At 58.8% G+C, this 24,333-nt stretch carries 23 protein-coding genes and 1 pseudogene; 20 read left to right on the forward strand and 4 right to left on the reverse strand.

Annotated features, from left to right (window positions below; genetic code table 11):
• Nucleotides 1-376 precede the first annotated feature (376 nt).
• Both J8I87_RS34980 and J8I87_RS34985 read left to right on the forward strand, forming a co-directional pair.
• Nucleotides 377-703, forward strand: coding sequence for a hypothetical protein (locus J8I87_RS34980; protein ID WP_209936869.1), 327 nt, complete (start codon nt 377-379; stop codon nt 701-703).
• A 224-nt stretch (nt 704-927) separates the two neighbouring features.
• Nucleotides 928-1,725, forward strand: coding sequence for an alpha/beta hydrolase (locus tag J8I87_RS34985; protein WP_209936871.1), 798 nt, complete (start codon nt 928-930; stop codon nt 1,723-1,725).
• A 98-nt stretch (nt 1,726-1,823) separates the two neighbouring features.
• Here J8I87_RS34985 and J8I87_RS34990 read toward each other — a convergent pair whose 3' ends face one another.
• Nucleotides 1,824-2,429 (reverse strand): RNA polymerase sigma factor, encoded by a 606-nt coding sequence (locus J8I87_RS34990; protein ID WP_209936872.1) that lies wholly within the window; start codon nt 2,427-2,429, stop codon nt 1,824-1,826.
• Between the two features lie 357 nt (nt 2,430-2,786).
• A complete protein-coding gene (locus J8I87_RS34995) occupies nt 2,787-4,478 on the reverse strand; it encodes a GMC family oxidoreductase (protein ID WP_209936873.1) in 1,692 nt (563 codons plus the stop codon).
• A gap of 146 nt (nt 4,479-4,624) precedes the next feature.
• On the opposite strand from J8I87_RS34995, the gene J8I87_RS35000 reads away from it, so the two are divergent.
• Together J8I87_RS35000 and J8I87_RS35005 are read left to right on the forward strand one after the other, a co-directional pair.
• Nucleotides 4,625-5,380, forward strand: a complete 756-nt coding sequence (locus J8I87_RS35000) for an IclR family transcriptional regulator (protein ID WP_209936874.1) — start codon at nt 4,625-4,627, stop codon at nt 5,378-5,380.
• A 912-nt stretch (nt 5,381-6,292) separates the two neighbouring features.
• Complete coding sequence (locus J8I87_RS35005) at nt 6,293-7,393, forward strand: nitronate monooxygenase family protein (RefSeq protein WP_209936875.1); 1,101 nt, start codon at nt 6,293-6,295, stop codon at nt 7,391-7,393.
• Between the two features lie 526 nt (nt 7,394-7,919).
• On the opposite strand, the gene J8I87_RS35010 is transcribed toward J8I87_RS35005, so the two are convergent.
• Complete coding sequence (locus J8I87_RS35010; RefSeq protein ID WP_209936876.1) at nt 7,920-8,822, reverse strand: LysR family transcriptional regulator; 903 nt, start codon at nt 8,820-8,822, stop codon at nt 7,920-7,922.
• 183 nt (nt 8,823-9,005) lie between these two features.
• On the opposite strand from J8I87_RS35010, the gene J8I87_RS35015 reads away from it, so the two are divergent.
• From J8I87_RS35015 to J8I87_RS46445, 5 genes and pseudogenes are all read left to right on the forward strand, one after another.
• A complete protein-coding gene (locus tag J8I87_RS35015) occupies nt 9,006-9,800 on the forward strand; it encodes an SDR family NAD(P)-dependent oxidoreductase (RefSeq protein ID WP_209936877.1) in 795 nt (264 codons plus the stop codon).
• Nucleotides 9,801-9,845: 45 nt separating this feature from the next.
• Nucleotides 9,846-10,541 carry an NADPH-dependent F420 reductase gene (locus J8I87_RS35020; protein WP_209936879.1) on the forward strand — a complete coding sequence of 232 codons (696 nt, stop codon included), beginning with the start codon at nt 9,846-9,848 and terminating at the stop codon, nt 10,539-10,541.
• 241 nt (nt 10,542-10,782) lie between these two features.
• Nucleotides 10,783-11,316: an RNA polymerase sigma factor gene (locus tag J8I87_RS35025; protein WP_209936891.1), complete on the forward strand. Its 534-nt coding sequence runs from the start codon at nt 10,783-10,785 to the stop codon at nt 11,314-11,316.
• A gap of 988 nt (nt 11,317-12,304) precedes the next feature.
• Nucleotides 12,305-12,766 carry a cupin domain-containing protein gene (locus J8I87_RS35030; RefSeq protein ID WP_209936880.1) on the forward strand — a complete coding sequence of 154 codons (462 nt, stop codon included), beginning with the start codon at nt 12,305-12,307 and terminating at the stop codon, nt 12,764-12,766.
• A 126-nt stretch (nt 12,767-12,892) separates the two neighbouring features.
• Nucleotides 12,893-13,053, forward strand: a pseudogene (locus J8I87_RS46445) (transglycosylase SLT domain-containing protein); the annotation flags it as partial.
• A gap of 82 nt (nt 13,054-13,135) precedes the next feature.
• On the opposite strand, the gene J8I87_RS35040 reads toward J8I87_RS46445, so the two are convergent.
• On the reverse strand, nt 13,136-13,789 hold the full coding sequence (locus J8I87_RS35040; RefSeq protein ID WP_209936881.1) for a hypothetical protein: 654 nt from the start codon (nt 13,787-13,789) through the stop codon (nt 13,136-13,138).
• Between the two features lie 679 nt (nt 13,790-14,468).
• Between J8I87_RS35040 and J8I87_RS35045 the strand changes: the two genes are divergently transcribed.
• From J8I87_RS35045 to J8I87_RS35095, 11 genes are all read left to right on the forward strand, one after another.
• Nucleotides 14,469-14,777: a hypothetical protein gene (locus J8I87_RS35045; protein WP_313067797.1), complete on the forward strand. Its 309-nt coding sequence runs from the start codon at nt 14,469-14,471 to the stop codon at nt 14,775-14,777.
• A gap of 64 nt (nt 14,778-14,841) precedes the next feature.
• The gene (locus J8I87_RS35050) at nt 14,842-15,840 is read left to right on the forward strand and encodes a TcdA/TcdB catalytic glycosyltransferase domain-containing protein (RefSeq protein WP_209936882.1); all 999 of its coding nucleotides are present in this window, start codon (nt 14,842-14,844) and stop codon (nt 15,838-15,840) included.
• 100 nt (nt 15,841-15,940) lie between these two features.
• Entirely contained in the window at nt 15,941-16,426 is a 486-nt protein-coding gene (locus tag J8I87_RS35055; RefSeq protein ID WP_209936883.1) for a hypothetical protein, read from the forward strand.
• Between the two features lie 242 nt (nt 16,427-16,668).
• Complete coding sequence (locus J8I87_RS35060; protein ID WP_209936884.1) at nt 16,669-16,851, forward strand: hypothetical protein; 183 nt, start codon at nt 16,669-16,671, stop codon at nt 16,849-16,851.
• A 60-nt stretch (nt 16,852-16,911) separates the two neighbouring features.
• Nucleotides 16,912-17,583, forward strand: a complete 672-nt coding sequence (locus tag J8I87_RS35065; protein WP_280923129.1) for an SDR family NAD(P)-dependent oxidoreductase — start codon at nt 16,912-16,914, stop codon at nt 17,581-17,583.
• Nucleotides 17,584-17,909: 326 nt separating this feature from the next.
• The gene (locus J8I87_RS45825) at nt 17,910-18,095 is read left to right on the forward strand and encodes a DUF3563 family protein (protein WP_209936892.1); all 186 of its coding nucleotides are present in this window, start codon (nt 17,910-17,912) and stop codon (nt 18,093-18,095) included.
• Between the two features lie 258 nt (nt 18,096-18,353).
• Nucleotides 18,354-19,637: a phthiocerol/phthiodiolone dimycocerosyl transferase family protein gene (locus J8I87_RS35075; RefSeq protein WP_209936887.1), complete on the forward strand. Its 1,284-nt coding sequence runs from the start codon at nt 18,354-18,356 to the stop codon at nt 19,635-19,637.
• A gap of 544 nt (nt 19,638-20,181) precedes the next feature.
• Nucleotides 20,182-20,517, forward strand: coding sequence for a P-II family nitrogen regulator (locus J8I87_RS35080; protein ID WP_209936888.1), 336 nt, complete (start codon nt 20,182-20,184; stop codon nt 20,515-20,517).
• 45 nt (nt 20,518-20,562) lie between these two features.
• The gene (locus J8I87_RS35085; protein WP_280923130.1) at nt 20,563-21,921 is read left to right on the forward strand and encodes an ammonium transporter; all 1,359 of its coding nucleotides are present in this window, start codon (nt 20,563-20,565) and stop codon (nt 21,919-21,921) included.
• Nucleotides 21,922-21,932: 11 nt separating this feature from the next.
• The gene (gene glsA / locus J8I87_RS35090; RefSeq protein ID WP_209936889.1) at nt 21,933-23,558 is read left to right on the forward strand and encodes a glutaminase A; all 1,626 of its coding nucleotides are present in this window, start codon (nt 21,933-21,935) and stop codon (nt 23,556-23,558) included.
• A 2-nt stretch (nt 23,559-23,560) separates the two neighbouring features.
• Nucleotides 23,561-24,333, forward strand: a 773-nt coding sequence (locus tag J8I87_RS35095; RefSeq protein ID WP_209936890.1) for a glutamine synthetase beta-grasp domain-containing protein, incomplete at its 3' end; no start/stop codon positions are given.

Here is a 24,333-nt window from a genome sequence, read left to right on the forward strand (position 1 = left end):
TCAGAGAGCTTACTTCGTTACGCTTGCCAATGAGCGTCTGTTGGACGGCGTAGTTCGGCTGGTCACGCCCGGCGGTGCAAGGCGTTGTGGAAGGCACACCTCCTTCGTGAACCGGTGTGCGGTTCGTATGCAGGGTTTGGCGTGTTCCTGCCCCAAAGGATCAACCAAAGCACGACGCTGGCCTTAGGGACACATCGATGCAGCGGGGAGAATATGGCCTACACTAGAAAAGCGTCGTTCGCGTGCCCGGGGCCGCTTTGACGCAATGCAACGTCGCTGGCAGCCAGTGAAGCGCGAATGACGATGGCACGGGCAACACACTGTTATCTGCTGCCTGAAATTCATTTGGAACTGATGTTCAAGAAAGGGGGGCATCATGTTGCAAGCTAGTGAGATCCAAAAGCGCTTTACTCATCTGCAGCAAACCATCGGCGATGCATCACGGACATGCCATGCCGACAAGACGATCCCAGCAGACTTGATGAACTGGGTGGACGAACTTGATAAGGAATGCAAATCGGCAAAGAAGATCATGTCATCCAACGATGAGGATCGGATGCGGCAGTGTGTCGACGATCTCGAACGGATTGGCGATCGTGCAGAGCGCGCTTGCCAACAAGCCGGTAGTCTCGACGCCAAGATCAAGGACGCAGTCAGTTCGATGCATTCGGAACTTGCGGACCTGAAGCGTCAACTCCACTGACCTGACCGACAGCCCCGGTCCAACCCGCCGGGGCAATTTACACTTCAGCGGTACCACGACGCGCAGCAACGCTTCCGCTCGCCGCGCGGCCATCTGATTTCTCGAACTGGCGGCGCTTATCATCCGCAGTTGCGGACACGCCGCCACCGGGACCCTGCAAATAACGCCGTGGAACGAATTCATTGCGTCGCTGTAGCGGAGATCGATCATTCGGGTTTGAGGCGATGACATTCACCAGGGCGATGCTGCATTTCGCCGGCGCGTGCCTGATCGTATTCGCGGGAGCGGACATCTTGCAGGATCGTTTTCTCTACTTCCCCGAGAAAGCCGCAATCGAGGACCTCGTTTCCGGCGGGCTTCGCGCCTGGCCGACGCCCGAGGCGTTCCGGGGCCTCGTAGCCGATCCGGCCTCAGAGGCGCGCGGCACGGCCATCGTCTTTCACGGCAATGCAGGGCACGCCGGACACCGTTCGTTCTACGCCGGGGTGCTCACCCGGTTGGGCCTGCGGGTCATCCTCGCCGAATATCCAGGCTACGGGCCACGCGACGGCGCGACCGGCGAAGAGACGCTCCTGGCCGACGCCCAGCAGACCATCGCGCTTGCGCATCGCTTATACGGCGAGCCACTGGTGCTCATCGGTGAATCGCTCGGGGCCGGCGTAGCGGCCTCGGCTGGCTCGCGCGAACGCGACAAGGTCACAGGCTTGCTGCTCATCACGCCATGGGACCGGCTCGAGCACGTCGCCGCTCACCACTATCCGTGGCTGCCCGTGAAATGGCTGCTGCGCGATCGATATGACAGCGTGACCCACCTGGCGTCGTTCGACCGCCCGGTTCTCGTCGTGGTGGCGGAAAGCGACAGCATCGTTCCTGCGCGTTTCGGCAAGGCGCTCTATGACGCGCTGGCCGGTCCGAGACAACTGATGGTCGTCAAGGCGGCGGGACATAACGACTGGATCGGTCACGTCGACGAGGCCTGGTGGCAGGAGACGATCAGCTTCCTGCTCACGCAACCTCATTGAAAAATGAAACCCGGCACCGTCCCGCGCAATCGCAAACGCTGTAGGTCCTTTGATCTTTCGCCGCACATTGATGGGGGTCGCAAGGCGTTCACACGTCGCTACCTTGAGCGTTGTCCCGGATAGTGTTCCTCGCAAAGCGGGCAAACGGCTCCGTTTCGGCTCACCTCTCTTCCCCCGGAATTTTCCGCATCCTTGGCGTGGTTGTCCCGAGTCATAAACTTAACGCCAATTGTCTGCCTCGCAAGCAACATACGTCTCATCACGGTGCTGATTGGCACGGCGAGTATGTCTGCCGCCTCCTGGTAGCTTAGTCCTTCGATGACCACAAGCAACATGACAGTTCGTTGCTCCTCTGGCAGTTGCTGTACCGCGCGTATTACCTGAGCGTTTTGTGTTGGCTCTTGTGAATCTGTCGTGTCAGGATCAGGCACTGTGATCGAAAAATCGTCGACCAAATCGATGCGCTCGCAATAGTGTACAGATCTTGCACAGACGTCAGTGATCCACATGGACCGCAGAATCGAAAACATCCAGTTGAGTGGAGCGGAATTCTGTTCCATTTGATCAGCGTGCTCGATCGCTTTCGCGCACGCCAACTGTACCAGGTCCTCGGCGTCATGCGCGTTGCCCGAAAGGCGCAGTGCAAAAGACCACAATCGTGGCAGCATATCCGGGAGCATCCGCGCAAGGTCTGCGCCCGTCATTTGGTCCACCCAAATTGTGATTGAAGCAGTGTTCCGGCTCGTGCAGCGCTGTCGACGGAGAGGCGTGTGGCCGGGCCGCCCGAGGCTAACGTCGGGTCGCGGTTCGCGAGCGCGGGTGATTCTCTTGCGCTGTCTCCCGCACGCTTCTCCCTTTTAGGTCGCAGATGCCCAGATGCTTGCTCCAAGGTCCGGTGTCGAGTCAATTCCGCGTAGACGACAGAGCGTGCGGTAATCGGAGGCTCGTCGTTCCTGGCCGCCGTCAAGTTTAAGTGCCAGCGAACGGGGCCGGCTTCGAGACGCCCGTGCGAACCTAGGGTGTCGCGCTGTCCCGCGAACAATTCAAAGATCTCAGGGTGATCAAGCCGTGGGTTTTCCAAGCACCAGATCAGCAGCTTTCTCCGCGATGGCGATGACGGCTGCATTGGTGTTACCCCTAACGACTGACGGCATCACCGAGGCATCCACTACTCGCAACCCTTCAGTGCCGAGAACCTGGAGAGTCGTGTCAACAACCCGACCGATCGCGCACGAACTTGTCGGGTGAAAACACGAGCCGGTATGTTGAGCGATGAACTCCGCGATGTCGTCGTACGCGTCGGACATGGGAACGGAGAACGGCGCGCGGCGCAGTCCGGCGAGATTGTTTTGTCCCAGCAATTCCACCGCCCGACGCACACCGCCAATCATCGATGTGCGATCTTCCTCCGTTGACAGATAGTTGTGGTGAATGCGCGGCTTGGCGTCGGGGCGCGCCGATCGCAACGACACCTTCCCACGACTCGTTGGTTTCAGTGCGGTTACCGTCGCAGCATAGGCGTGATCGAAAGGCGCCGAGAGTCCTTCGTCGTGGAACATCGCCGCGCCCAGTATGAGTTGGCAGTCGGGTACGCGCGTGTCACCAGAGGTCGAGAGGAATACGCCTCCTTCTCCGATATTTGAAGTCAGTGGCCCACGACCTTGCTGATAGATTGCCGCGTCTTCAGGCGAACCGGCACCGAACAGCGATCGCTCGTCGGTTAGGTAGCAGATCGGAAGCAGCAGGTGATCCTGCAGGTTGCTGCCGACCGGAAGATCGACAATCGCGGAAATGCCCAGCGAACCTAGTTCTTCGGCTGGCCCGATGCCCGACAACATCAGAATTTGCGGTGAAGCGTAAGCACCTGCCGCGAGGATGACTTCCGTTTCCGCGGTCAGCGTTCTGTACTCGTCGTATCGCTGAAAGGAAACGCCCGTCGCGCGGACACCGTGAAACTGTACCTTGTGTACGAGGCTATCTGTGAAGATGTGGAGATTCTTTCGATCTTTTATGGGGTGGAGATAGGCCGATGCGGTACTGCATCGAATGCCGTTGCGCTGGGTCAGTTGATAGCGGCCCACTCCCAGTTGCGAAGCGCCGTTAAAATCGTCATTGGGGCGATGGCCTGCGCGTATGCCCGCTTCAATCAGGTGGTCTACGATAGGATGCAGGGAGCGCCCATCCTGCACGGCGAGAGGTCCGGCATCGCCGTGATAGGGAGACCGGCCTCGTTCATTGTTCTCGGATCGGATAAAGTACGGCAGCATCTCGCGGTACGACCATCCTGGCGCGCCTTCGTGCTGCGCCCAGTCATCGAAATCAACGGGGTTGCCGCGGATATAAATCATGACGTTAATTGACGAACTTCCGCCCAAGGTCTTGCCACGGGGCAGGTAGATCCTTCTGCCAGCCAAGCCTTGTTCGGGTTCTGTCGAGAAGTCCCAGTCATATTGGGTTTTGAACAGAGAGGGGAAGGCGACGGGCATGCTGATTTCGGGAGCGTCGTCTTGTCCGCCGGCCTCGATCAGGGCGACCTGGATATCCGGATTCTCACTGAGTCGGGCCGCGAGGACGCATCCGGCGGAACCGGCGCCGACGATGATATAGTCAAAGTACTGACGTGTATTCATGGTTTCCATCGAAACAGGATTGTTGGCACTACGTTGACCACAACGACTACGTCGATAGTGCCCGATATCGCAACGCGAGACGTTCGAGCCGTCGGGGACTTCATCTGCGATGATTGTGCGCAAGCGGTTCGGCTTTCGATACCCTTGTATTCCACTCCATGGAATTGATGGACGAGCGATGCCTCCGCGACGTCGCCGCTCGACCTTGTTCCACATCCGCGCGGGGCGCACTGATGCCGACTCGTCCTATCGAAACACGACTTTCACCATTGAACCGATCGGTCCAGCGCGCCCTATTGATTTTTCGCGCTTTTCGACCGGGTATCGGGCGCCTCGGAAACGCGGAGCTTGCCGAGCGAACGGGTCTCGCACGCTCGACCGTCAGCCGCCTGACGCAGACGCTGGTCGAGAGCGGCTTTCTCTACTACGACATGGAGAGCGCCAGCTACCGCCTGGCGGCAGTCGTGCTCAGTCTTGCGCACGCTTTTCGCCTCGACTCCGATGTGCTCGACCACGCTTTGCCAATAATGCGAAAGATGGCGGAAGACCATTGCATCAATGTCGGACTCGCCGTCGCGGACCGGACAGACATGGTGTATCTGGAGTCTGTGCGCCGGAACAGGCGTGAGCTTTCCCGGCATGTCGCAAGCGGTTCTCGTGTGCCCATTGAACTCACATCGCTCGGCAGGGCTTATCTCTTTACGCTGTCCGCGACAGATCGAGCCGCGCTGGAAATCTCGATGCAAGAGCGGCACCCGGACGATTGGACAAAAATTCTTGCCGAAATCAATCGGTCTCTTGCAGAGATTGATCGAGAGGGCTATTGCTCAGTGTCCTGGCAGATGGGAATCACGTCAATTGCGTCACCTCTTGGCCTGAAGCATTTGCCGCCGTACGTCTTCAACATCAGCTACGCGACTGACGAATACTCCCAGCGCGAGGTCCGATCTTCGCTCAAGCCGCTGCTTCTCGATCTCGTCGGCAGCGCGCGAGAAGCTTTTGCCTTCGTCGACCCGTCTGCATAGCCGTCTGACTGCCTTCCTTTTCGGGTACTCGAGGTACACAAGCGTTACATTGTCGACCGGCTGGCGAGAAGATATACGTGGTTTATCTAAGAACTTCGTATAAGAAGACGCACGTGACGCGACTCGGATTTGTCAGCCCGGGCGCCATGGGAATGCACACGGTCCGCTACATGAATGGGGACGTCGACGTTGCGATGTTTGACACTAGCCCGGCCGCTGCAGATCACGATTCAAGTTAGGCGCAAGGCCAGCAGCAAGTGTACGGAACGAGGCCGCCACCGCACATGATAACTCGATGGTTCAGCGCTCCATTGGGCTTCGCTATTGCGGACCGCAATTCGCCTTGGCTGAAAACGCGGACCGCTCGTGCGCCTAAGATCAACCTTGCACCCTAGGAGCATCGGACGGAGCAATGTAGATCCAATCGGCAGCATGCCGGCTTTTACGTGGGCCGTTGAATGAGCTGCGGCTGTGGCTTTGTACAAGCTTCCTCGATGGCGACGCAATGCAGCCAATGCTGTTGGAGGAGCGTCCAGCCGTTGCCAGCTTCCATTTCGGCTTGCGCGCACTGGCATAGAGCTGTGTGCTCTCGGCCATACGGTATGTGCGGCTGTGCGATCAAGCGCCTTACGTGCATCCCGCTGTGCTGTGGGTTTCGAGCCACAGTTGTGTGTGTCGCGCTCGCCCTGGTTTCGCTGGGCTGCTGCAGTGTGTAAAGACCGTTGGCGCCCAGGCGCCGGTTGCCCCATGCTCTTACACCGGAACTGCGCTTGATGGCGTGCCGGTCCTGACAATTCGCGACTACGTCCATCGCTTCGTTTTTGTGCGCGTTGTCATACTCGGATCGTTGCACAGTTAGTGCGAAGGCCAAAGAGCCGTTAATGGTGCAAATTTATATCGGGAGCGAGACGAATGAACTCCTCAATCGTGTCACGAAACCTGCTGGCGACGCTCAAGATCAAGATGCCGGTCATTCAGGCGCCAATGCTCGGTTGGGCCACCCCCGCGATGGCCGCGGCCGTATCCAATGCGGGCGCGCTCGGATCTGTCGGCATAGGCGGGATGAAAGCAGAGGACGCACGCGTAGTAATCCGTGCGACGCGTGCGCTCACCGACAAACCATTCAACGTCAATGTGTTCTGCCACAAACGGGCGGTATCCGATCCATCCCGGGAAGCACGTTGGCTCGAATACCTCAAGCCGCACTTTGCGCGCTTTCAGTCGCGGCCGCCCGATACGTTGCGCGACACCTTCTCGACATTCATCGACGATGAAGCCGTTTTGGCGATGCTGCTCGAGGAGCGGCCAGCCGTGGTCAGCTGTCACTTCGGACTGCCCGAGCCCGCGGCTATCACAGCATTGCGCGAAGCCGGAATCGTGCTGTTTGCGACGGCAACAAACCTCGACGATGCGGCGCGGATCGCAGATGCGCGTATCGACGCAATCGTTGCTCAGGGTTCGGAAGCGGGAGGCCACCGAGGTACATTCGATCCTGCGGCCGCGGACGAACTGCTAGGGACGGCGACGTTGGTCCGATTACTCGCGCGCGAAAGTGCATTGCCAATCGTTGCGGCGGGCGGAATCGTGGACGGCGCAGGCATTGCCGCCATGCTTGCGTTAGGTGCTCAGGCCGCTCAGCTTGGCACCGCGTTTGTCGTTACCGACGAGTCCGCGGCCAGTGCAGCCGATCGAGCCGCGTTGCTCGACCGTCAGAGCCGCACTGTGTTCACCAAGGCGGTTTCTGGAAGACTCGCCCGCGGTATTGACAGCGCTTTCATGCGTCTTGGACAAGATCCGGCCTGTCCGCCGATTCCCGAATTCCCAATCGCTTTTGAGGCCACCAGAGCACTAATTGGCGCAGCGAAAGCGCATGGCAGTTCGGACTTTGATGTCCGATGGGCCGGAGCGGCCGTACAGCTCGCACGAGCAATGCCCGCCGCGGAACTCGTGGCATTGCTGATGCGGGAGACTTTCGACGCTATCAGATGTTTGAAGGACGAATTCGCGCGCTGAACTTCTCTGATTGAGTGGGTTCAGCATGCGATGCGAAATGAGGGCTGCTGTGCACTGATCGAATTCGCTCCGCAAACACAAACTATCGAGACTCCATTCGTCACATCCAGAAAGCCGACCGATTGACTCGATCGCCAGATCCGCCACTCCGATGTGCCCGTTGCCGTGATAACCCGCGCTTTGTCGCAGGCATACACTTTTAGGAGATCGTCGTGCATCGGGGATGCTGGGGGCGCGTGAACGTCTGAAACACATCCGCAGCAGCAAATGCCGTCAAGATGACCTGAGCGGCCGTAGAGGGTCCAACTGAGCCAACCGCGTCAGGCAGAAGTTGGCGGCCCTATGGTATTTGGCGTCGTTGCATCAATCGCTATAGCTGCTGTTCCGGTGGATTCCTGTGATCTGCTAGCGGCCGTGGCGCAGTGGCGCGCATGCCCGCGGCCAAACTCGAAGGCCGCGGCGCATCTTTCGGAAGTGTGACACGCGCGTGCGTAGCGGTGGTGCGCATCGATAAGACAGGTGCCAGTCAACTCGTGCAGGCCGTCATCGCAAGTGCTCTGACCAACGCGTCAAACACGTTCCGCACACGCTTGGGCACGGGACCGCGCTGCGGCCGGTAGACATAGAGATTCCATGGATCGGGATCGCTGCGCGGTAGCACCCGTACGAGCCGGCCGTCCGCCAGTTGTTCGCGCACGAGGTACTCTGGGCACTGGCTGATCCCGCGCGCTGCTATACAGCCGAGCACTTCAATCTCGGGATCGTCGGTGACGAGTGCCGGGAGCGGCGGGACGAGCTGACGGTTATGGCGAAACGTCCATGGCCATGCACGGCCGGTGCTGCGCTCGATTAGCGCGGTCAGCGGCATGCCGAGCAATGCATCGACGCTCTTCGGGACGCCGATCGTATCGAGCAGTCGCGGTGCCGCAACAGTATGAATCGGCAGCGCGCCGACGCGCCGCGCGATGAAGCGGCCATCCGTGATGAAGCCGGCGCGCACGCCGATATCGATCTGCTCGTCGACGACGGACGACAGCGTATCCGACAGGCGCATGTCGATCACAATCCCAGGCTGCTCTTCCATCAGTTGCATCAGCACCGGAGCGACATAGCGCCTGCCGAGTCCGCCCGGCGCGGTGACGCGCACCGTGCCGCTGATTGAACCCGTCTGATCGCTGTTCACCTCGAACAGTTCGTCGACCGACTGCAGAAGCGCGTACGCACGCACGGCAAAGGTCTTCCCGAACGTCGTGATGCGCACGCTGCGCGTGCTGCGATGAAAGAGCGTTTCACCCAGCCTTTCTTCGAGTTGCTGGATTGCACGTGTGACGACCTGAGGCGACGTGCCGAGGCGGCTCGCCGTCTCGCGGAAACTGTCCGATTGCGTCGCTGCGGTGAAGATACGGATGAGTTCGATCTGGTTGTCCATGGTCTGCCGGTTTTCTGTCCGTCGATGCGGTCGATGCCATCGACGCATCTTAGCGCAGCAGAACGCCGCTGCAATTATTCCTGGTGAGGGAATTCTGAATGCCCCGTCTGGCCGTTCTCTTCGACATCGGTCCTGCGCATAATGCATTGCATGCGGTTAGCCGCGACTCAACTGGAGATCATCATGAACGCATCAGATGCCTCGAAAAATAGCGGCCATTTCCGTCAACTGGAAGGAAAGGTCGCGCTCGTTACGGGCGCGAGTTCTGGCATTGGCAAGGCAACGGCGATCCTGCTCGCGCAACGAGGTGCGAAAGTGATTGCCACGGCGCGGCGTCGAACCGAACTGGACGAAGTCGTGGCCGCGATCACGGCGGCGGGCAGCGACGCGACCTCGCTCGTCGTCGATGTGACGAAAGAGGACGACATTGCCGCGATGGTGAGGCTTGCGGTCGATACTTACGGCAAGCTTGACATCGCGTTCAACAACGCAGGCACGGAAGGCATTTTTGCGCCGCTCGTCGAACAGAACAAGGAACGCTTTGACATGGTGTTCGAACCAAACGTGCGTGGCGTTTTCAACAGCATGAAATATGAAGCGGAAGTCATGCTGAAACAGGGCTTTGGAAGCATTATCAACAATGCGTCGATGGGGGGTGTGATCGGCTTCGAAAACGCGTCACTCTATACAGGCACGAAGCATGCGGTGATCGGAATCACGAAGACGGCATCGATCGAATGGTTCAGGCGCGGCGTGCGCGTCAATGCCCTATGTCCGGGGCTGATCGAGACGCCGTTCCATCATCGTGGCATCTGGCCGTCGGTCGAAGCGCAGCATGCGTTTGCAGCCAGCACGCCGGCGGGCCGCTTCGGTTCCGCCGAGGAAATGGCGACGGTCGTCGCGTTCCTCGCATCCGACGACTCGTCGTATGTGTCCGGTCATGCGCTGCTTGCGGACGCGGGCTATTCCATCGCCTGAAGGTTCCAGCGCGGCGCGCGGCTCGTTCATTTTCAAGAGGTCGTCATGAATATCAGCATCATCGGAGCGGGAAACATCGGCAAGGTGCTCGCACGCCGTTTCGTCGAAAACGGGCATGCCGTGCGTATCGCGAACTCGCGCGGAGCGGGATCGTTGAGGGAGATTGCGAAGGAAACAGGCGCGACGGCAAGCGACGTGCAGGATATCGTCGCGGACGCGGACGTGATCGTCGTGACGATTCCGCAAGCCAAGGTGACGAATTTGCCGAAAGGTCTGTTCGAGAACGCAAAGCCGTCAGCTGTCGTCGTGGATACGGGGAACTATTACCCTCGTCAACGTGATGGGCGCATCGACGGCATCGAGATGGGCGCGCCCGAAAGCCGCTGGGTTGAGGAGCAGATCGGCCACGCCGTCGTCAAGGCGTTCAACAACATCTACGCCGCGCACCTCGAAGGGATGGGCAAGCCCGCTGGCATGTCGGGACGCATCGCGCTGCCCGTGGCAGGCGACAACCCGGAGGCGAAGGAAGTCGTGTTCAGACTCGTCGATCAGATCGGCTTCGATCCAGTAGACGCAGGCACGATCGCTGACTCATGGAGGCAGCAGCCCGGCTCGCCTGTCTATACGGGCGATTTCGATGTACAAGGCGTCAAATATGCGCTGGCGCGGGCGACGACGGAGCGCACCGAAAGCTGGAAGGCGACGCACTCAAGTCCTGGCACGTTCGATCGTCCGGCCTGAGGTGATGTCCGAATGAACCGAGCCCGCGCGCGACGAGCAGTCAGTGTCCCGCCAGGGCTAGCGCCGACACATTCGTTGCTAGCCGGCCCTGAACGGCCCTTCGGGTGGACGTACACATGCTCAAGACACTTTCAGTATTTCGTTTCTCGCGCTGCTGCGGCCCTCACATCACACTAACGTCCTTACAACGCACGCGTGCGAAGTGTGCGACGCGCTGGGTACCAATGTGGAATTGCAGCGGATGAGCAGCGCGGATTTACATGGAATGCTTCCTTCGATGCTGCCACGCCTGTTTGCATTTGCGCTGCGCCTTGCTCGCGACAGGCACGACGCGGAGGATCTGGTGCAGCGTGCGTGCATACGGGCGCTAGAGCGAGAGCATCAATTGCAGCCGGACACTGCGCCTCTTAGCTGGATGTTTTCAATCGTCCACACGACCTGGATCAACGAACTGCAAGCGCGCAATGTGCGCGAGCGTTCCAGTGTGGAATGGGACGATGGCGAGGTGCAGAACGTCACCGATCAGTCGATGAGGACGCCGGAGCAGTTCTTGATGAACAGGCAGATTATCGATGCGGTGATGCGACTGCCAGAGGCTCAACGCGCAGTGATGCTGCTCGTCGCTGTGGAGGGCTTGAGTTATGAGGAAGCCGCTCAGGTTCTGAACGTGCCAATTGGAACCGTGATGAGCCGACTATCGCGCGCGCGGCAGGCAATCGGCGCGCATTTCGCGCCGGGTCGGCGAAGCCGAAAATCTGTCGACAGTGCTCCGTGAGCAGGGCGTTGACGTAGACACGCGTGGCGCGTCTACGTTCCTTCCAACACTGTAACGCGGTAGTCAACCCGCAGATTTCATCGAACTAACGGGTCCAGATTCAGACGAAGGACGCGCGGCCGGCGCCGGCTTCATGAAGCGTATTGACCACCATAAGGTGCACCCCGAGGCACCGGTATCAGATCAGACCACACAAGCTCAACTGAAAGCGATTATCGGCTGGGGTAGAGTGCGGCGCAGAATTACGCCGAACTAGAAGAGATTTCACAGCCAGTTCTTGTTGTGAGCGATAACAACGACACGATGGTACCGACGGCCAATTCCTACGCATTGTTCGAGCATATTCCGGCCGCACAGTTGAGCCTTTATCCGAACTCAAGTCACGATTTGCTCTTTCAGCACAACCGGCTGTTGTATCGCAAGTGAATACATTTCTTGATGTCCCACCAAGTATTGACAGGTGCGTTAAGTAGAGCCTCATGCGTTATGATGTCGGCTAAAAAGTGGATGCCAACGCTTCGTAAAATCGAGAAACGGATGGATATATGAATCGAATTCCAAACGCGGGTGTACAGGAAGGAATGTCGGCCTGCTAGTTTCGGCGCTAATCTCTTGCACACAAACGCAAGGCGCACATCCACGTCGGGGCGCGGCGGGCCGAGGATGCGATGATATGTTTCGGGGCGTGGTTCAGAAGACGTCGATTCTGGGTTACACGGGAAATCAACGGAGCGGCGCTGGCAATGGAATTCGGCGTTTCGAAAATGTAACACCTTCGTTTGAACCACGCGCATGTCGGTTTGGAATGAGCCCACGACCGTTACATAATCCGCAGCGCGAGCTTGCCGACATAGCGTGTGCGAAGCGTTTTCAGATCATTAGTTAGTTCGCGCTGTTTTAAGCGAGACGTTCTTAGATTCCCCGCCCCTCGGGGCTGGGTTTTTCATTCGTTGCAGTATCTCTTCAATATTCACATTCCGGATCGCGTATGAGAACACATTGGACGCATCGAATCGCCTCCACGCGTGCCGCTTTGGCGTTTGGCGCCCTTTCCATCGTCGCAGTGCACGCGCAGGCGGACGTCATCAAGCCGATCAAGGTGACGAAGCCTGAAATCCACGGCTCGATCTTTCAACGCAAGGACGCCGTGCATGAGACGAAGGATGGCAATGCGACAACGGACATCGTCACGTTTACATCGAAAGACGCCGGATTTCAAACGGGGCTGTACCAATCCGGCCCGCTGAACGAGGTCGACAAGGACTACCCGTACAACGAGTTTCTTTACTTCATTTCCGGCGGCGCCACGCTGACCTCCACGGACGGCTCCGTTGTGACAGTCCATGCGGGGGAAGCGGTAACGATCCCCAAAGGGTGGAGTGGCACCTTCAATACGAAGGGCTATACGAAGATGTACGTCACGTACAACCCGGACGACGTCAAGAAGTAGTTCAGAAAATCCCAGCCAACTGGGTTGCGGGTTTCGACGAACTGGCGTTCCAAGGTCGTTTCGTACTGTCGAATGCCAGATCGTTGCCCGTCCCGACAGGCGTCGTTGTGGGCGTCGCGCTGCAGTATGGATGGCAAGAACCCGCGCGCGGATTCCTTTGACGATGCCGCCGCCTACGGCATATGAGTCCGCCGATTTTGCGCGCGGTCGCGTGGCGGGAGTCGCGCGATCGCCCCGATGCGGTACATGTCAACGCAAACGGTTCGGTCGATTTCGGTCTCATGCAGACGTTGCACTTCATGGGCGAGCAGATATCGATGGGTGAGCGGAAGGCACCGCGAGAATCGCGGCGCGCGACATCGGCCGCGGCTATGGAAACGCGAGCGGTCGCCACTCGGGCAACTCGCGAATGTGCTGCCTCACATCGCGGCGGAATACCGGATCCGCAAGGCGCGCGCGGAAGCGACCGGTGAAGCGCGTCGCCGGGTCGGTCCGGACGGCGAGCGCACTGCCGAGCCAGTCAGACACGTCGTCGTAGGTCACCGGGCGCAGGTCGTGGGTCGGGAGATTGCGGATGTTCGCCGGCGAGGGGAGCGGGCGCAGCGCGTCACGAAACGTGACCGGCATCGCCGCGACGAACTTCGGATCGGGCCTTTCGGAAACAGAGATCGTCTCGTTCGCTTTCGCACGCAGAGCGAACTGATGTGCGTCGATCCGGCCTTCGACCGGTTTGCTGCGCGACTTGCCGAATGCTAGCACCTTGGGCGAGCCGCTTTCGCAGAATACCGCGTCCGCGCTGTCATAGCCGGGCGGCGCCGCGGCGATGACCAGCGCGGTGCCATCCGCCGGCGTGAACCGCGTGCGTTCGGTATCGACGACGGGTGTCGCGTAGTTCGCCACGCTGCACGCGTGCAGCACCTTGACCCAGCCGCGCAGCAACGCGACATGCGCATCGCGTGTCAGCAGCACGCGCGTGTCGCGGCCGAGCGCGACGGTATTGCCGTTCTCGTCCTGGATCTGCACGACGCCGCTTGACGGTGTCTCGACGATGTCGTCCTGCGAAAGACGCTGACCGGCGTCGATCTGATGCACGCTCGTTGCGTGAATAGCGGTGACGGGCGTGCCGGCACTCACGAGCGTCCAGTCGGCATGCGCGTACGAGGCGAACGCCAGAAGGCCGAGCGGCACGAGCCGAAGTGGCGCTCCGGCGAGCATTCGATCAAGTTTTTGCTAAACGTGTCATCGCCTGTGGTGCAGTGAATCCACTGTCGGCTAAGGCGTTGATACCGACTCAACAGCTACCCTCGCGCATTTATTCCTTCTCGCGTCGATGAATCCACTGTGCGATGCGCGGTCCCCTATCGCGCTTACTGCGATTCACCGATCCGGGCCACGGAATATTCGCCGCGTGCTGGTTGTTCTGATTTGCGCAGGGGATGCAGTCGTGACCGGAAGCCCATGCAAGTCGATCGAGGAAACGTGGAATAGATTGCGAAGCTGCGCTGTTCTGTGAACGTGGACGGCGGTCGCGCAACGGCACAAGTCCATGGCGGGCCGGCCGGTTTTGGGTCACGCGACTTCGTCGAATCCCTGAAACCTCTTGTATCCCAAAGGACCACGCGCATGGCATCGAAGCAGAGCAGTCAGAAATTCATAGCGCGGAATCGGGCACCCCGCGTCCAGATCGAGTCCGCTCGCGCGGATCGTCACGCTGCAGCTGAGTCGGATCAGACGGCGTGTCGAGGAGCGATATCGCCTGGCGTTCGACTATGACGACGCGGTCGTGCGCCTGGTTGTCGGACGCTGTACCGAGAGCGAATCGGGTGGCCGGATGATCGACGCGATTGTGACCAACACCATGTTGCCGTCGATCAGCCGTGAGTTTCTCGCGCGCATGATCGACGGCCGCGCGATCGAGCTGGTCCGCGTGAGCGTGGAGGATAGCGATTTTCCGTATCGATTCGACGAGTGTGCGCCGGCCGTCGTCGCGATTCCCGGCATTCCGCGGTAGCGCAACCGGCGGGTCGCGCGCCGGGGCGATACAAAGAAATTGACACGTATAAGGAGTTCGAAACGTGAGAGCCATTCCGAAGGTCGTTCATGTTATCTGGATCGGCGGCGATATCCCGCAACGAAACCGCGATTGCATCGTAACGTTTCCAAGGATGAACCCGGATTGGGAGGTGAATCTGTGGATCGACGCCAATCAGTTACTGACAGGCGAACGTCGCCGCCAGATCAGCGCGCAAAACAATGCCAACGTTTCTGCGCAGCAATGGAGTGAAGTGGCCGGGCGCTTGGGAGCAGATGGGGGCGATTCAGCAACGATCAGATATCTGGACAAGTACCTCAACATGCGTGGAGAGGCATTGCAAGGACTGCGGGTCAAGCACATCAATTCGATCATGGACTTCTGCAAGGCTCATAAGCTCAAACTGCGCGAGGTGCAACGCGATCTGAAGATGGGTAAGAATTCCGCTATTTACCGAATGGAACTGGTCAATCGAGGAGCCAACTTCGGTTCAGCCAGCGACATCCTGCGCGTCGAAATTCTTCTTCAATACGGCGGTATCTATGTCGATACCGACGTCAGTTGCGTCAGTCCCCTGGGCGAAATCATTTGCCACCAGTCTTACCCGCGCTTCTCCGCCGTAAACTTCGCCTGGCGTAACGGCGTGGGCGAGAGCGACTGGCTGAATCCGGTCTGGTGGGCAAACAACATCACAGGCGACGAGCCACCACCGATCAGCAATTCCATCATTGCGGGCCACGTTGGTAGCCGTGGTTTGAAGTCCTACAAATCGCTCATACACAGCAAATTCAAATCGCTCAAGACGAGCGACGATCTGCGAACTGAATACATGAATGATTTCCGCGGCTCCACAATCAGAATGACGGGGCCCACAGCCGCAGCCGAGAGTTCGGGGTTCAACGCGATCCGCAACCGGATGTTCATGGAGCAGGCCCGTTCTGAGGCGTCGGATCAGAAACTGCAAAACAGGCTGTTCATGCGAGATAACTGGTACTTCCCCATGCACAAGGTCAGGGATAGCTATTTTCACGATTGGCTCTGAGTGCTCATCTCATCTATCGCTCGACCGGATCGTTCAATCCCGAGCGCCGGCACGTTGAACGGCGCTTTACATCGACCGGGCAATCTGAACGGAACACACCATGGCCAAAGGCAATCATGTCTTCAACGCGTTCGACAAAGTCATCTCCAATATCTACCGGGAAATTGTCGTGCTTGACGATCCGCAACGCGGGCGGGAGCTCGATGCGGTCGGCGGCAGTGGCGGCGACATCACAAAAGCCGATGCCAACCTCAAGGTGAGGTTCGAATACTTGTACACGTTCTTCAAGGAAATCCGGGATCACGTCAATATCGGCTTGATGCATGACACGCAAGACGACCATCCGCTGGTCGCGAACGATGCCAATTCGACGAAATTCGGCGAAGAGGCCGTCAAATTCGGTGCCGCCGTGATGGCGTGGGCGACAGGCACTGGCGCGACCGACCCGATGGACGCTTGGCGGCAACTGGTCAACAAGGGTTCCGATCCTCCGCTCGCTCAGGCGACGTATATCAAGGGAGGGCTCGAGCGGGGCCGGTACGCCGAAGACCGAGGATGCCCGCGCGCGCTGCGTCGAACTGGATAAGTTCGTCAAGGCCGAGCTGACCGGTCTCGTGCGGAAATGGCTACTCGGGATTCGCGCGGATCTTAGGAAGCTGGGGCAAGGTGAGCTATGTCCCGAGCAAATTCGCCGATTGGAAAGATCTTCTGAAGGCCTGATATGCGGCCGATGTCAAAGCATCAGCCTCGATTTGCGAAGGAATAGATAGCGGGGGCCGGCTGTTCTGTTTTTCGAGGGGCGCACCCATCGCGCCGGGAGATGGAGCTATGCCGGCGGACGAAAGCAACGATGGATTTTCCACTCTGTCGACATTGAGTGATACGAATGTGGTGAAGCTCGTGACCAAGTTGATCGATGGATTCGAGCATTCGAATCCCCAGTTCACGTACAAAGAAGTACTGGCCGACGCCGCCAATTCGAAGGCGGCCGCCAAATCGGCCCAGCAATAAAGGCGCAACAACAAGGGCGCAGCAATTGGCACGGACGGCAAGGCGATCGGTTCAGATGCGATGCACACAAGAGAACGGACTGTCATTGTGACGGAGGTATCGAGCGCGATCGGCTTTTCGATCGCGCACGCATGTCTCATGCACGGACACAATGTCGTGGGCAGTGCGCTCACTCCGGAGCGCATGCGGGTATCCGCAAGGCTTGGCCATCCTGGCCAGTTTGCGTTCGTCGTGGGCGACATCGCGAAGCCCGCGGCGACCCGGACGTTGTTCGATACTGCAATCGAGCGCTTCGGCAGGGTCGATGTGTTAATCAACAACTTGAGTGGCGTTGTTGCGAAGCCGCTGGCCGACTATTCGAATGAAGACCTTGAATACATGGTCGCCGCACCGTTGCGAGGTTTCGTATACCTCTCGCGGCACGCTGCCCGGTATATGTCTGCGAGACGGTGCGGGCACATTGTCAGCGTGACGGCCAGCGTCGCGATGCAGGGAAGAGAGCAGGTCACAACGCAGCTTCCTTCGCTGCTGGCCGGAGGCGTCGACCATGCTACGCGTGCACTGGCCGCCGACCTCGCACCGTGCAACGTGATGGTGAACCTGATTGCACCGGAGACTTTCATTTCGCGGCAAACCACGGGGACGGCCGGAACGACCCCGGACCTGACCATCCAGCGGATCGTCGACGTCGTGTTGCACGTGGCCGGTCTCGCCGATGCTCTTTCGCGATGAAAACGACACACGTCGTCGCCACGAAATAGCATCTGGCGAGCAAGTCTTCCGTCACGCGCCGGGCCGGGCTGTTGCATGGACGCATGCGTATGAGGACAACCGGGTGCCGCCTCCATGAGCTGCGTTTGCGCACAGCCATTGCATGATCAAACGAAGATTTTACACTTCCGGCAATGGCGTGGAATAACTCACGCCCCCCGGCTGTTCTATTGAGAAAAACAGCAGTGAAACGATGGATCAGATCATCGCGACAGTATGGATCATCATATTTGTAATATTTAGGAATACAACGTTATGGAGTAAATCTTGCAAGTCTTGGCAGGAAAATTGGTGAGTTGTTTGAAAAGACCGAGCGTAGTCGCCGGGAGGCCTATCTTGCATCGAGCAGGGATATGGGAGAACTCGAACGCCGCATGCGCTCGATCGAGCGCCACGGCTACCCGGGTTGCATTCCCGCGTCTCAGGATACCTATACACCAATCGGATTCCGCGCAGAGAAACCAATTGGGTAAAACTAAAAATAGCATCTCTTTCATTCTTCAGGTACATCGCAAACCCCACGGAAATGAACGTCGCATTAACCAGTGACCAACGTTAAAACACAATGGTGAATATTTATATGCAGTGGCGTGTTCTACGAAGGAATTGACAGTTTTTGAGCCGGATACTTCGTGCCAATGTTGCCTCCGAGTGTCATCCACGATCCGTGCAGTTCTGCTGGATCGAGGCGAGGCTCGCCGCGGCCAACCAACGCTAAAGGTATAACCGATATGAGCATAATGATAGAGTCATTCACCCAGCGCGCTGAACGTGCATTGGGCGGGTTTGAAAAGTTATTCTTTCTTCTTAATCAAAAGCACCCGAATCACTTCGCGGTGGTCGGCGAGATCACTGGTCCGACGAGCGTCGATCAATGGCAAGACAGTCTGGACAGGGTTGCGCGGCATTCACCCCTGATCTGGTCACGAATTGAACAGGAAATCTATGGCGTCCCCGCCTTCCGGCAGGCGCCGCAGAAATCCATTCCCTTGAACGTCGTCCCCTATGATCCCTTGGCCTGGACCGCGGAAGCTGCCGGGCAGATCGTGCTTCCATTTGATGACCTTCAGCCACCACTTCTTCGCGCGACGTTACTTCACGAGACGCACCGCGCGATCATCATTCTTGTCGCCCATCATTCTATCGCCGACGGTCTGTCTCTAACGTATTTGCTCGGCGATCTAATGCGGGCGCTGTCCGGGAAAAAACTCGTGCGGAGCCAGGAGACCGCCGCGGTTAAGCGCCTTATCGGACGCAGGTATGGACCAATGCTTGCACAATCGCCGACACTAGAATGGGCGAGTCACCAAGCGCCTGTGGCGAAGTGGGCAGAGAACAAATTTCGGTATGCTGATGGATCAACGCCACTTGTCGATGCTATAGCTCTGACGGCAAGCATGACGCTCGACTTGCGCAACCGCGCCCGGGCGGAGGGCACCACCGTGCACTCGGCACTGGCTGCGTGTCTCGCGATGGCATCGAAACATCTGGCGCCAGGGGTCGATCGGGAATACATGCGCATCGTATCGCCTGTCGACCTGCGGCGACGGCTGCTTGATGACAGCGATCATCTTGGCCTTTGTACAGGCGGTGTCGTTCTCGTGGACGACGGTCCCCGCGATGCAAACCTATGGGCGCGAGCACGTCATCTTGGCCAAGCGTTCGTGAGTATTCAGTCGCCCGAGGTGCTGGCGGGAATGGTGCTTGGCGCAGACGGCATGGCCGCCAACATTAGCGAACCTGACGAAGCCCGCGCGCTGTTTCTCGACAAGTTTCCGAGGGACGCCGTTGTGACGAATCTGGGCGTCGTCAATCTTCCGCGTCAGTATGGTCCACTGAAACTGGAGTCACTGTGGGGGCCCGCTGTCAGTATGGGCGTCGTTGGGGAGCAAGTAGTCGGTGCCGTGACATTTAATAACCAACTGCACCTGCTCCATACGAGCTTTGAGCCGGTCGAGGGGTTGCTCGAGGAGATGCTGGCCGAATTCTGGGTTGCTTTGGCGAAGCGCTGTTAGACGCGCCCGCGAAACCCTGCCAGCGGTAAGCATCTGACGTGGCGGGTAGTACTTCTGCTCGCTGAGTGGCTTCCTCACATTGCCATTTTCCGGTCGACTTGTGCATCGTCTGATGAGTTTGGGGGTGTGCTTCTTCCATATCCATCACGGTAAGCCGGAGAAGTGGACATCGGCATGGCGAATTTCCCTGGAGTCATGCTCGTATTCGGGCGTTCTTGATGATCGGGTCGGCGGCATACAACGCCGCGCTCTGGTTGCATGACATTGACCCGTAGATAAGCGTACCGGCCATTCGCCAAGAGTCGATCTTTGGCTTCGACCATGGAATAACTCGCGGGATCGACTGTTTTGTTAGTGAGTCTGCCAAGAGTGCCAAAGAGGCACACATTTGCAGGCCACCGATTGGCCGCGATTCGCGCGCAGCAGAGATGGATGCCCGATGCCGTCCGATCTATTACAAGCGCGCGAGATGGTCAGCCATGTGTCGAATCAGACTTGATGACAGGAATTCAGCAATGGCCGCGCGGCTCTGAGGCACGACCTCATGAAACTCGTTACCGCCACGATCCCGGAGCACGTGCTGGACGATCTTCGCGACACGCTTTTACCGATCGGTATCAAGGGAATGACGATTTCCCCAGCGAGACAACGGTCACTTGATGAGATGGACCCGGAGTTTGATCGTTCGCGAGCGTGCGTCTTCGAGAACGCGTTGGAGATCAGGCTCGAGACGGTTGTCAGTGCGACGATCGTCGATGAAATCGTTGGGGCGATTTTGGCAGTATGCAACAAGGCCGCGCCGGACGGCATTTCCATTTTGGTTTCGGATGTGATCCGTGGCGTCCGGATCAGAAACTCTGAACTCGTTACTGAAGGATAAAGAGAAATGATGGTACCTATGTTCGCAAAGAAGCTTCTGGATGTGATGGTGTTCCTGTCGTTCGTTATCCTGGCGTATTGCCTGTTTTCGGATGCCGGAGCGCAAACTTCCGCTGCACCGGTCACTGCGGCCGTTGCGGCCGCGCCACCCGCCGCGTCGACTGCACCGTTTTCCGTCGATTCGTCGAAGCTCAGCTCGGGCGATGCCGCCTGGATGCTGACCTCGACGGCCCTCGTGCTGTTCATGACGATCCCCGGTCTCGCGCTCTTCTACGCCGGCATGGTTCGCAAGAAGAACGTGCTTGCCACCGTCATGCAGAGCTTCGCGATCACCTGCATCGTGACGGTGATCTGGACGGTGATCGGCTACAGTCTCGCGTTCACGCCAGGCGGCTCGTTCGTCGGCGGCTTCTCGCGCGTGATGCTGCACGGCATGGCCTATATCAAGGGCGACAAGGCGACGACGCTCACCGTCAGCCACCTTGCGCCGACCATCCCGGAATCGGTCTACTTCGTCTACCAGATGACGTTCGCGATCATCACGCCGGCGCTGATTACCGGCGCGTTCGCGGACCGCATGAAGTTTTCCGCAATGCTGATCTTCATGACGCTGTGGTCGATCATCGTCTATTCGCCGATCGCGCACATGGTCTGGGAACCGACGGGCTGGCTGGCTAGCGCGGGCATCCTCGACTTCGCGGGCGGCACGGTGGTGCACATCAACGCGGGTATCGCGGGCCTCGTCTGCTGTCTGGTGCTCGGCAAGCGTACCGGCTACGGCAAGGACTCGATGGCGCCGCACAACCTCGTGCTGACGATGATCGGTGCGTCGATGTTGTGGGTTGGCTGGTTCGGCTTCAACGCGGGTTCGGCAGTGGCCGCTGACGGCCGTGCCGGTTTCGCGATGATGACGACGCAGGTTGCAACGGCCATGGCCGCACTGGGCTGGATGTTTGCCGAATGGATCGCGAAGGGTAAGCCTTCGGTGCTCGGCATCGTGTCGGGCGCTCTGGCAGGTCTGGTTGCCATTACGCCGGCTTCGGGCTTCGTCGGCGTGGGCGGCGCGCTCGCCATCGGCCTGATCGCGGGCGTGGTGTGCTTCTGGTCGGCCACGTGGCTCAAGCACAAGATGGGCTACGACGATTCGCTCGACCCGTTCGGCGTGCACTGCATCGGCGGTATCGTCGGCGCGATCCTGACGGGTGTGTTCGCCGTCAAGGACATCGGCGGCGCGGACGGCAGCCTGCTGCTGCAGTCGAAGGGCATACTATTCACATTGGTCTACAGCGGCTGCGTGAGCTTCATCCTGTTGAAGATCGTCGACATGGTCGTGGGCCTACGTGTTACGGAGGAAGAGGAACGCAAAGGGATCGATATTGCGCTTCACGGCGAACACGTCGTTTGATGGAGCCAGCCATGAACAAAGCATCCATCGTTGCCAGTCGGCGGTCACAGCGACCTGAATCCGATCCTGGTCCGGACCCCGCGTCGCAAGCGTCGCAACCGTCACGAAAGTTGACGGAATCACCGGACCATGGGCTCTACAAGCTCTTTCTGGAAGCGGGGCAGACCGAGCTACCCGTCCAAGGTCTTACGGAACGATTGCGCGCCGCAGGTATTTTGAGCGATGACCCGCGCGCGAGGGAAATATTCGATCGCATGGGTCAGGACAAGAACGCACGATCCATCGCAACCTCTAGCGAATTCAACGAACTGTTTGCCCTCAACCCCAGCCTTATCCGTCGTGTGGCAGAGGACTCACTCGTGATTCCGGATTGGGACGAATTCTGCAGGTCGATCGCACTCATCTTTCAGGAAGCGGCGAACGTGGTCGACGGGAAAGTCGCGGCCTATATCCCCGAGCTGGCAAGTGTCCCCGCCGAAAAGTTCGGACTCGGCATATGCAGCGTCGACGGGCAACGCGTGCACTACGGCGATGCGAAGGATCCGTTCAGCATCCAGTCCATTTCGAAGACAGTGAGCTATTGCCTTGCCTCCGAGGAAGTGGGGCCGCAGGCATTGCACGCACACATCGGCCGTGAGCCGAGCGGTCACTCCTTCAATGCCATCACGCTGGACCCAAAACGGCGCCCGCACAATCCAATGATCAATGCGGGCGCCATCGTCAGTTGCTCGCTGATCAAAAGCGAAAAGTCCGCGTCGGAGCGGTTCGCGCATGTGCTCGAGACCTGGAAGCGCCTGACGGCCGATGGCGACGTTTCGTTCAATAACACCGTATTCCTTTCGGAACGGGATTCGGCGGACCGGAATTTCGCACTGGCGTATTTCCTTCGGGAGAACGCGGCGTTCCCGAAGAACACGGGTATCTCGGCAACGCTGGACTTCTATTTCCAGTGCTGCTCGGTGGAAATGACATGCGAATCGATGGCCATTGCTGCCGCCACCCTTGCCAACGGCGGCGTCAACCCGCTGACGAATGAGCGGGTGTTTTCGATCGAAACGGTCAAGAACTGCCTCTCGCTCATGCATTCGTGCGGCATGTATGACTTTTCCGGCGAGTTCGCGTTCTTGATCGGTGTGCCGGCGAAATCGGGCGTCGGCGGCGGAATCATGGTTGTGGTTCCCGAAGTTCTGGGCTTTTGCGTCTGGTCGCCGCCACTTGACGAGCATGGCAATAGTGTCAGAGGCATCGAGTTTTGCAAGTTGCTGATGTCGAAATATTCGTTTCACAACTTCGACATTGTGACGGGCGCTGAGGGGGAAAAAGTAGATCCGACTCGCCGCAAGGTATCGGTCAGGAACGCACGAGTCGTGGACTTGTGCTGGGCGGCGGCGAAGGGGGACACGAAAGAAATCCAAAGACTCATCGCATCGGGTGTCGATATCAACGGCGCCGATTACGACGGGCGAACCGCACTGCATCTCGCGGCGTCCGAGGGCCAGGCTGCTTCGGTGCAATACATCTTGCAGAACGGCGGGAAACGCGACGCAAAAGACAGATGGGGAAACACTCCGTTCGACGACGCCCAGCGCAGCGGGCATCTCGCCGTAGCGGAGATTTTTGAACACATTCAAGGATAGTCATGATCTCGTCGGTTATGAAATGGATCACCGATGACAAGATAAATTTCATCGATCTCCGCTTTACAGACACACGCGGCAAGGAGCAACACGTTTCGGTGCCGGTGTCGGCGTTCGACGAAGAGAAGTTCAGGAGCGGCCATGCCTTTGACGGTTCCTCAATTGCCGGCTGGAAGGGCATCGAGGCGTCAGACATGCTGCTCGTGCCGGACGCGAACACCGCCTTCATCGATCCGTTCTATGGAGAGTCGACCCTGGTGCTGACCTGCGACGTCGTCGAACCGGCTGACGGCAAGGGCTACGAGCGCGACCCGCGCTCGCTCGCGAAGCGCGCCGAAGCCTACCTGAAGAGCACGGGTCTCGGCGATACGGCCTTCTTCGGCCCGGAGCCGGAATTCTTCATTTTCGACTCGGTCCAGTGGAACACGGACCAGTCGGGCTGCTTCGTCAAGATCGGTTCGGAAGAAGCACCGTGGTCGTCGGGCAAGGAATTCGAAGGCGGCAACACGGGTCACCGTCCGGGCACGAAGGGCGGCTATTTCCCCGTCGCACCTGTCGACAAGTTCCAGGACATCCGTTCGGAGATTTGCTTGCTGCTCGAACAGATCGGCATTCCTGTTGAGGTTCACCACCACGAAGTGGCGGGCCAGGGCCAGAACGAAATCGGCACGAAATTCTCGACGCTGGTTCAGCGCGCCGACTGGACGCAGCAACTGAAGTACATCATCCACAACGTCGCGCACACGTACGGCAAGACGGCGACGTTCATGCCGAA

This window comes from Paraburkholderia sp. LEh10 (genome assembly GCF_017814945.1).
In the GTDB taxonomy this organism is placed as follows: Bacteria; Pseudomonadota; Gammaproteobacteria; order Burkholderiales; family Burkholderiaceae; genus Paraburkholderia.

What these genes read in the sequence shown, in the direction of transcription:
- J8I87_RS34980 (WP_209936869.1), top strand. Translation starts at nt 377, where the DNA reads ATGTTGCAAGCTAGTGAGATCCAAAAGCGCTTTACTCATCTGCAGCAA.
- J8I87_RS34985 (WP_209936871.1), top strand. Translation starts at nt 928, where the DNA reads ATGACATTCACCAGGGCGATGCTGCATTTCGCCGGCGCGTGCCTGATC.
- J8I87_RS34990 (WP_209936872.1), bottom strand. Translation starts at nt 2,429, where the DNA reads ATGACGGGCGCAGACCTTGCGCGGATGCTCCCGGATATGCTGCCACGA.
- J8I87_RS35005 (WP_209936875.1), top strand. Translation starts at nt 6,293, where the DNA reads ATGAACTCCTCAATCGTGTCACGAAACCTGCTGGCGACGCTCAAGATC.
- J8I87_RS35010 (WP_209936876.1), bottom strand. Translation starts at nt 8,822, where the DNA reads ATGGACAACCAGATCGAACTCATCCGTATCTTCACCGCAGCGACGCAA.
- J8I87_RS35015 (WP_209936877.1), top strand. Translation starts at nt 9,006, where the DNA reads ATGAACGCATCAGATGCCTCGAAAAATAGCGGCCATTTCCGTCAACTG.
- J8I87_RS35020 (WP_209936879.1), top strand. Translation starts at nt 9,846, where the DNA reads ATGAATATCAGCATCATCGGAGCGGGAAACATCGGCAAGGTGCTCGCA.
- J8I87_RS35025 (WP_209936891.1), top strand. Translation starts at nt 10,783, where the DNA reads ATGAGCAGCGCGGATTTACATGGAATGCTTCCTTCGATGCTGCCACGC.
- J8I87_RS35030 (WP_209936880.1), top strand. Translation starts at nt 12,305, where the DNA reads ATGAGAACACATTGGACGCATCGAATCGCCTCCACGCGTGCCGCTTTG.
- J8I87_RS35055 (WP_209936883.1), top strand. Translation starts at nt 15,941, where the DNA reads ATGGCCAAAGGCAATCATGTCTTCAACGCGTTCGACAAAGTCATCTCC.
- J8I87_RS35060 (WP_209936884.1), top strand. Translation starts at nt 16,669, where the DNA reads ATGCCGGCGGACGAAAGCAACGATGGATTTTCCACTCTGTCGACATTG.
- J8I87_RS35065 (WP_280923129.1), top strand. Translation starts at nt 16,912, where the DNA reads ATGCACACAAGAGAACGGACTGTCATTGTGACGGAGGTATCGAGCGCG.
- J8I87_RS35075 (WP_209936887.1), top strand. Translation starts at nt 18,354, where the DNA reads ATGAGCATAATGATAGAGTCATTCACCCAGCGCGCTGAACGTGCATTG.
- J8I87_RS35080 (WP_209936888.1), top strand. Translation starts at nt 20,182, where the DNA reads ATGAAACTCGTTACCGCCACGATCCCGGAGCACGTGCTGGACGATCTT.
- J8I87_RS35085 (WP_280923130.1), top strand. Translation starts at nt 20,563, where the DNA reads ATGGTGTTCCTGTCGTTCGTTATCCTGGCGTATTGCCTGTTTTCGGAT.
- glsA (WP_209936889.1), top strand. Translation starts at nt 21,933, where the DNA reads ATGAACAAAGCATCCATCGTTGCCAGTCGGCGGTCACAGCGACCTGAA.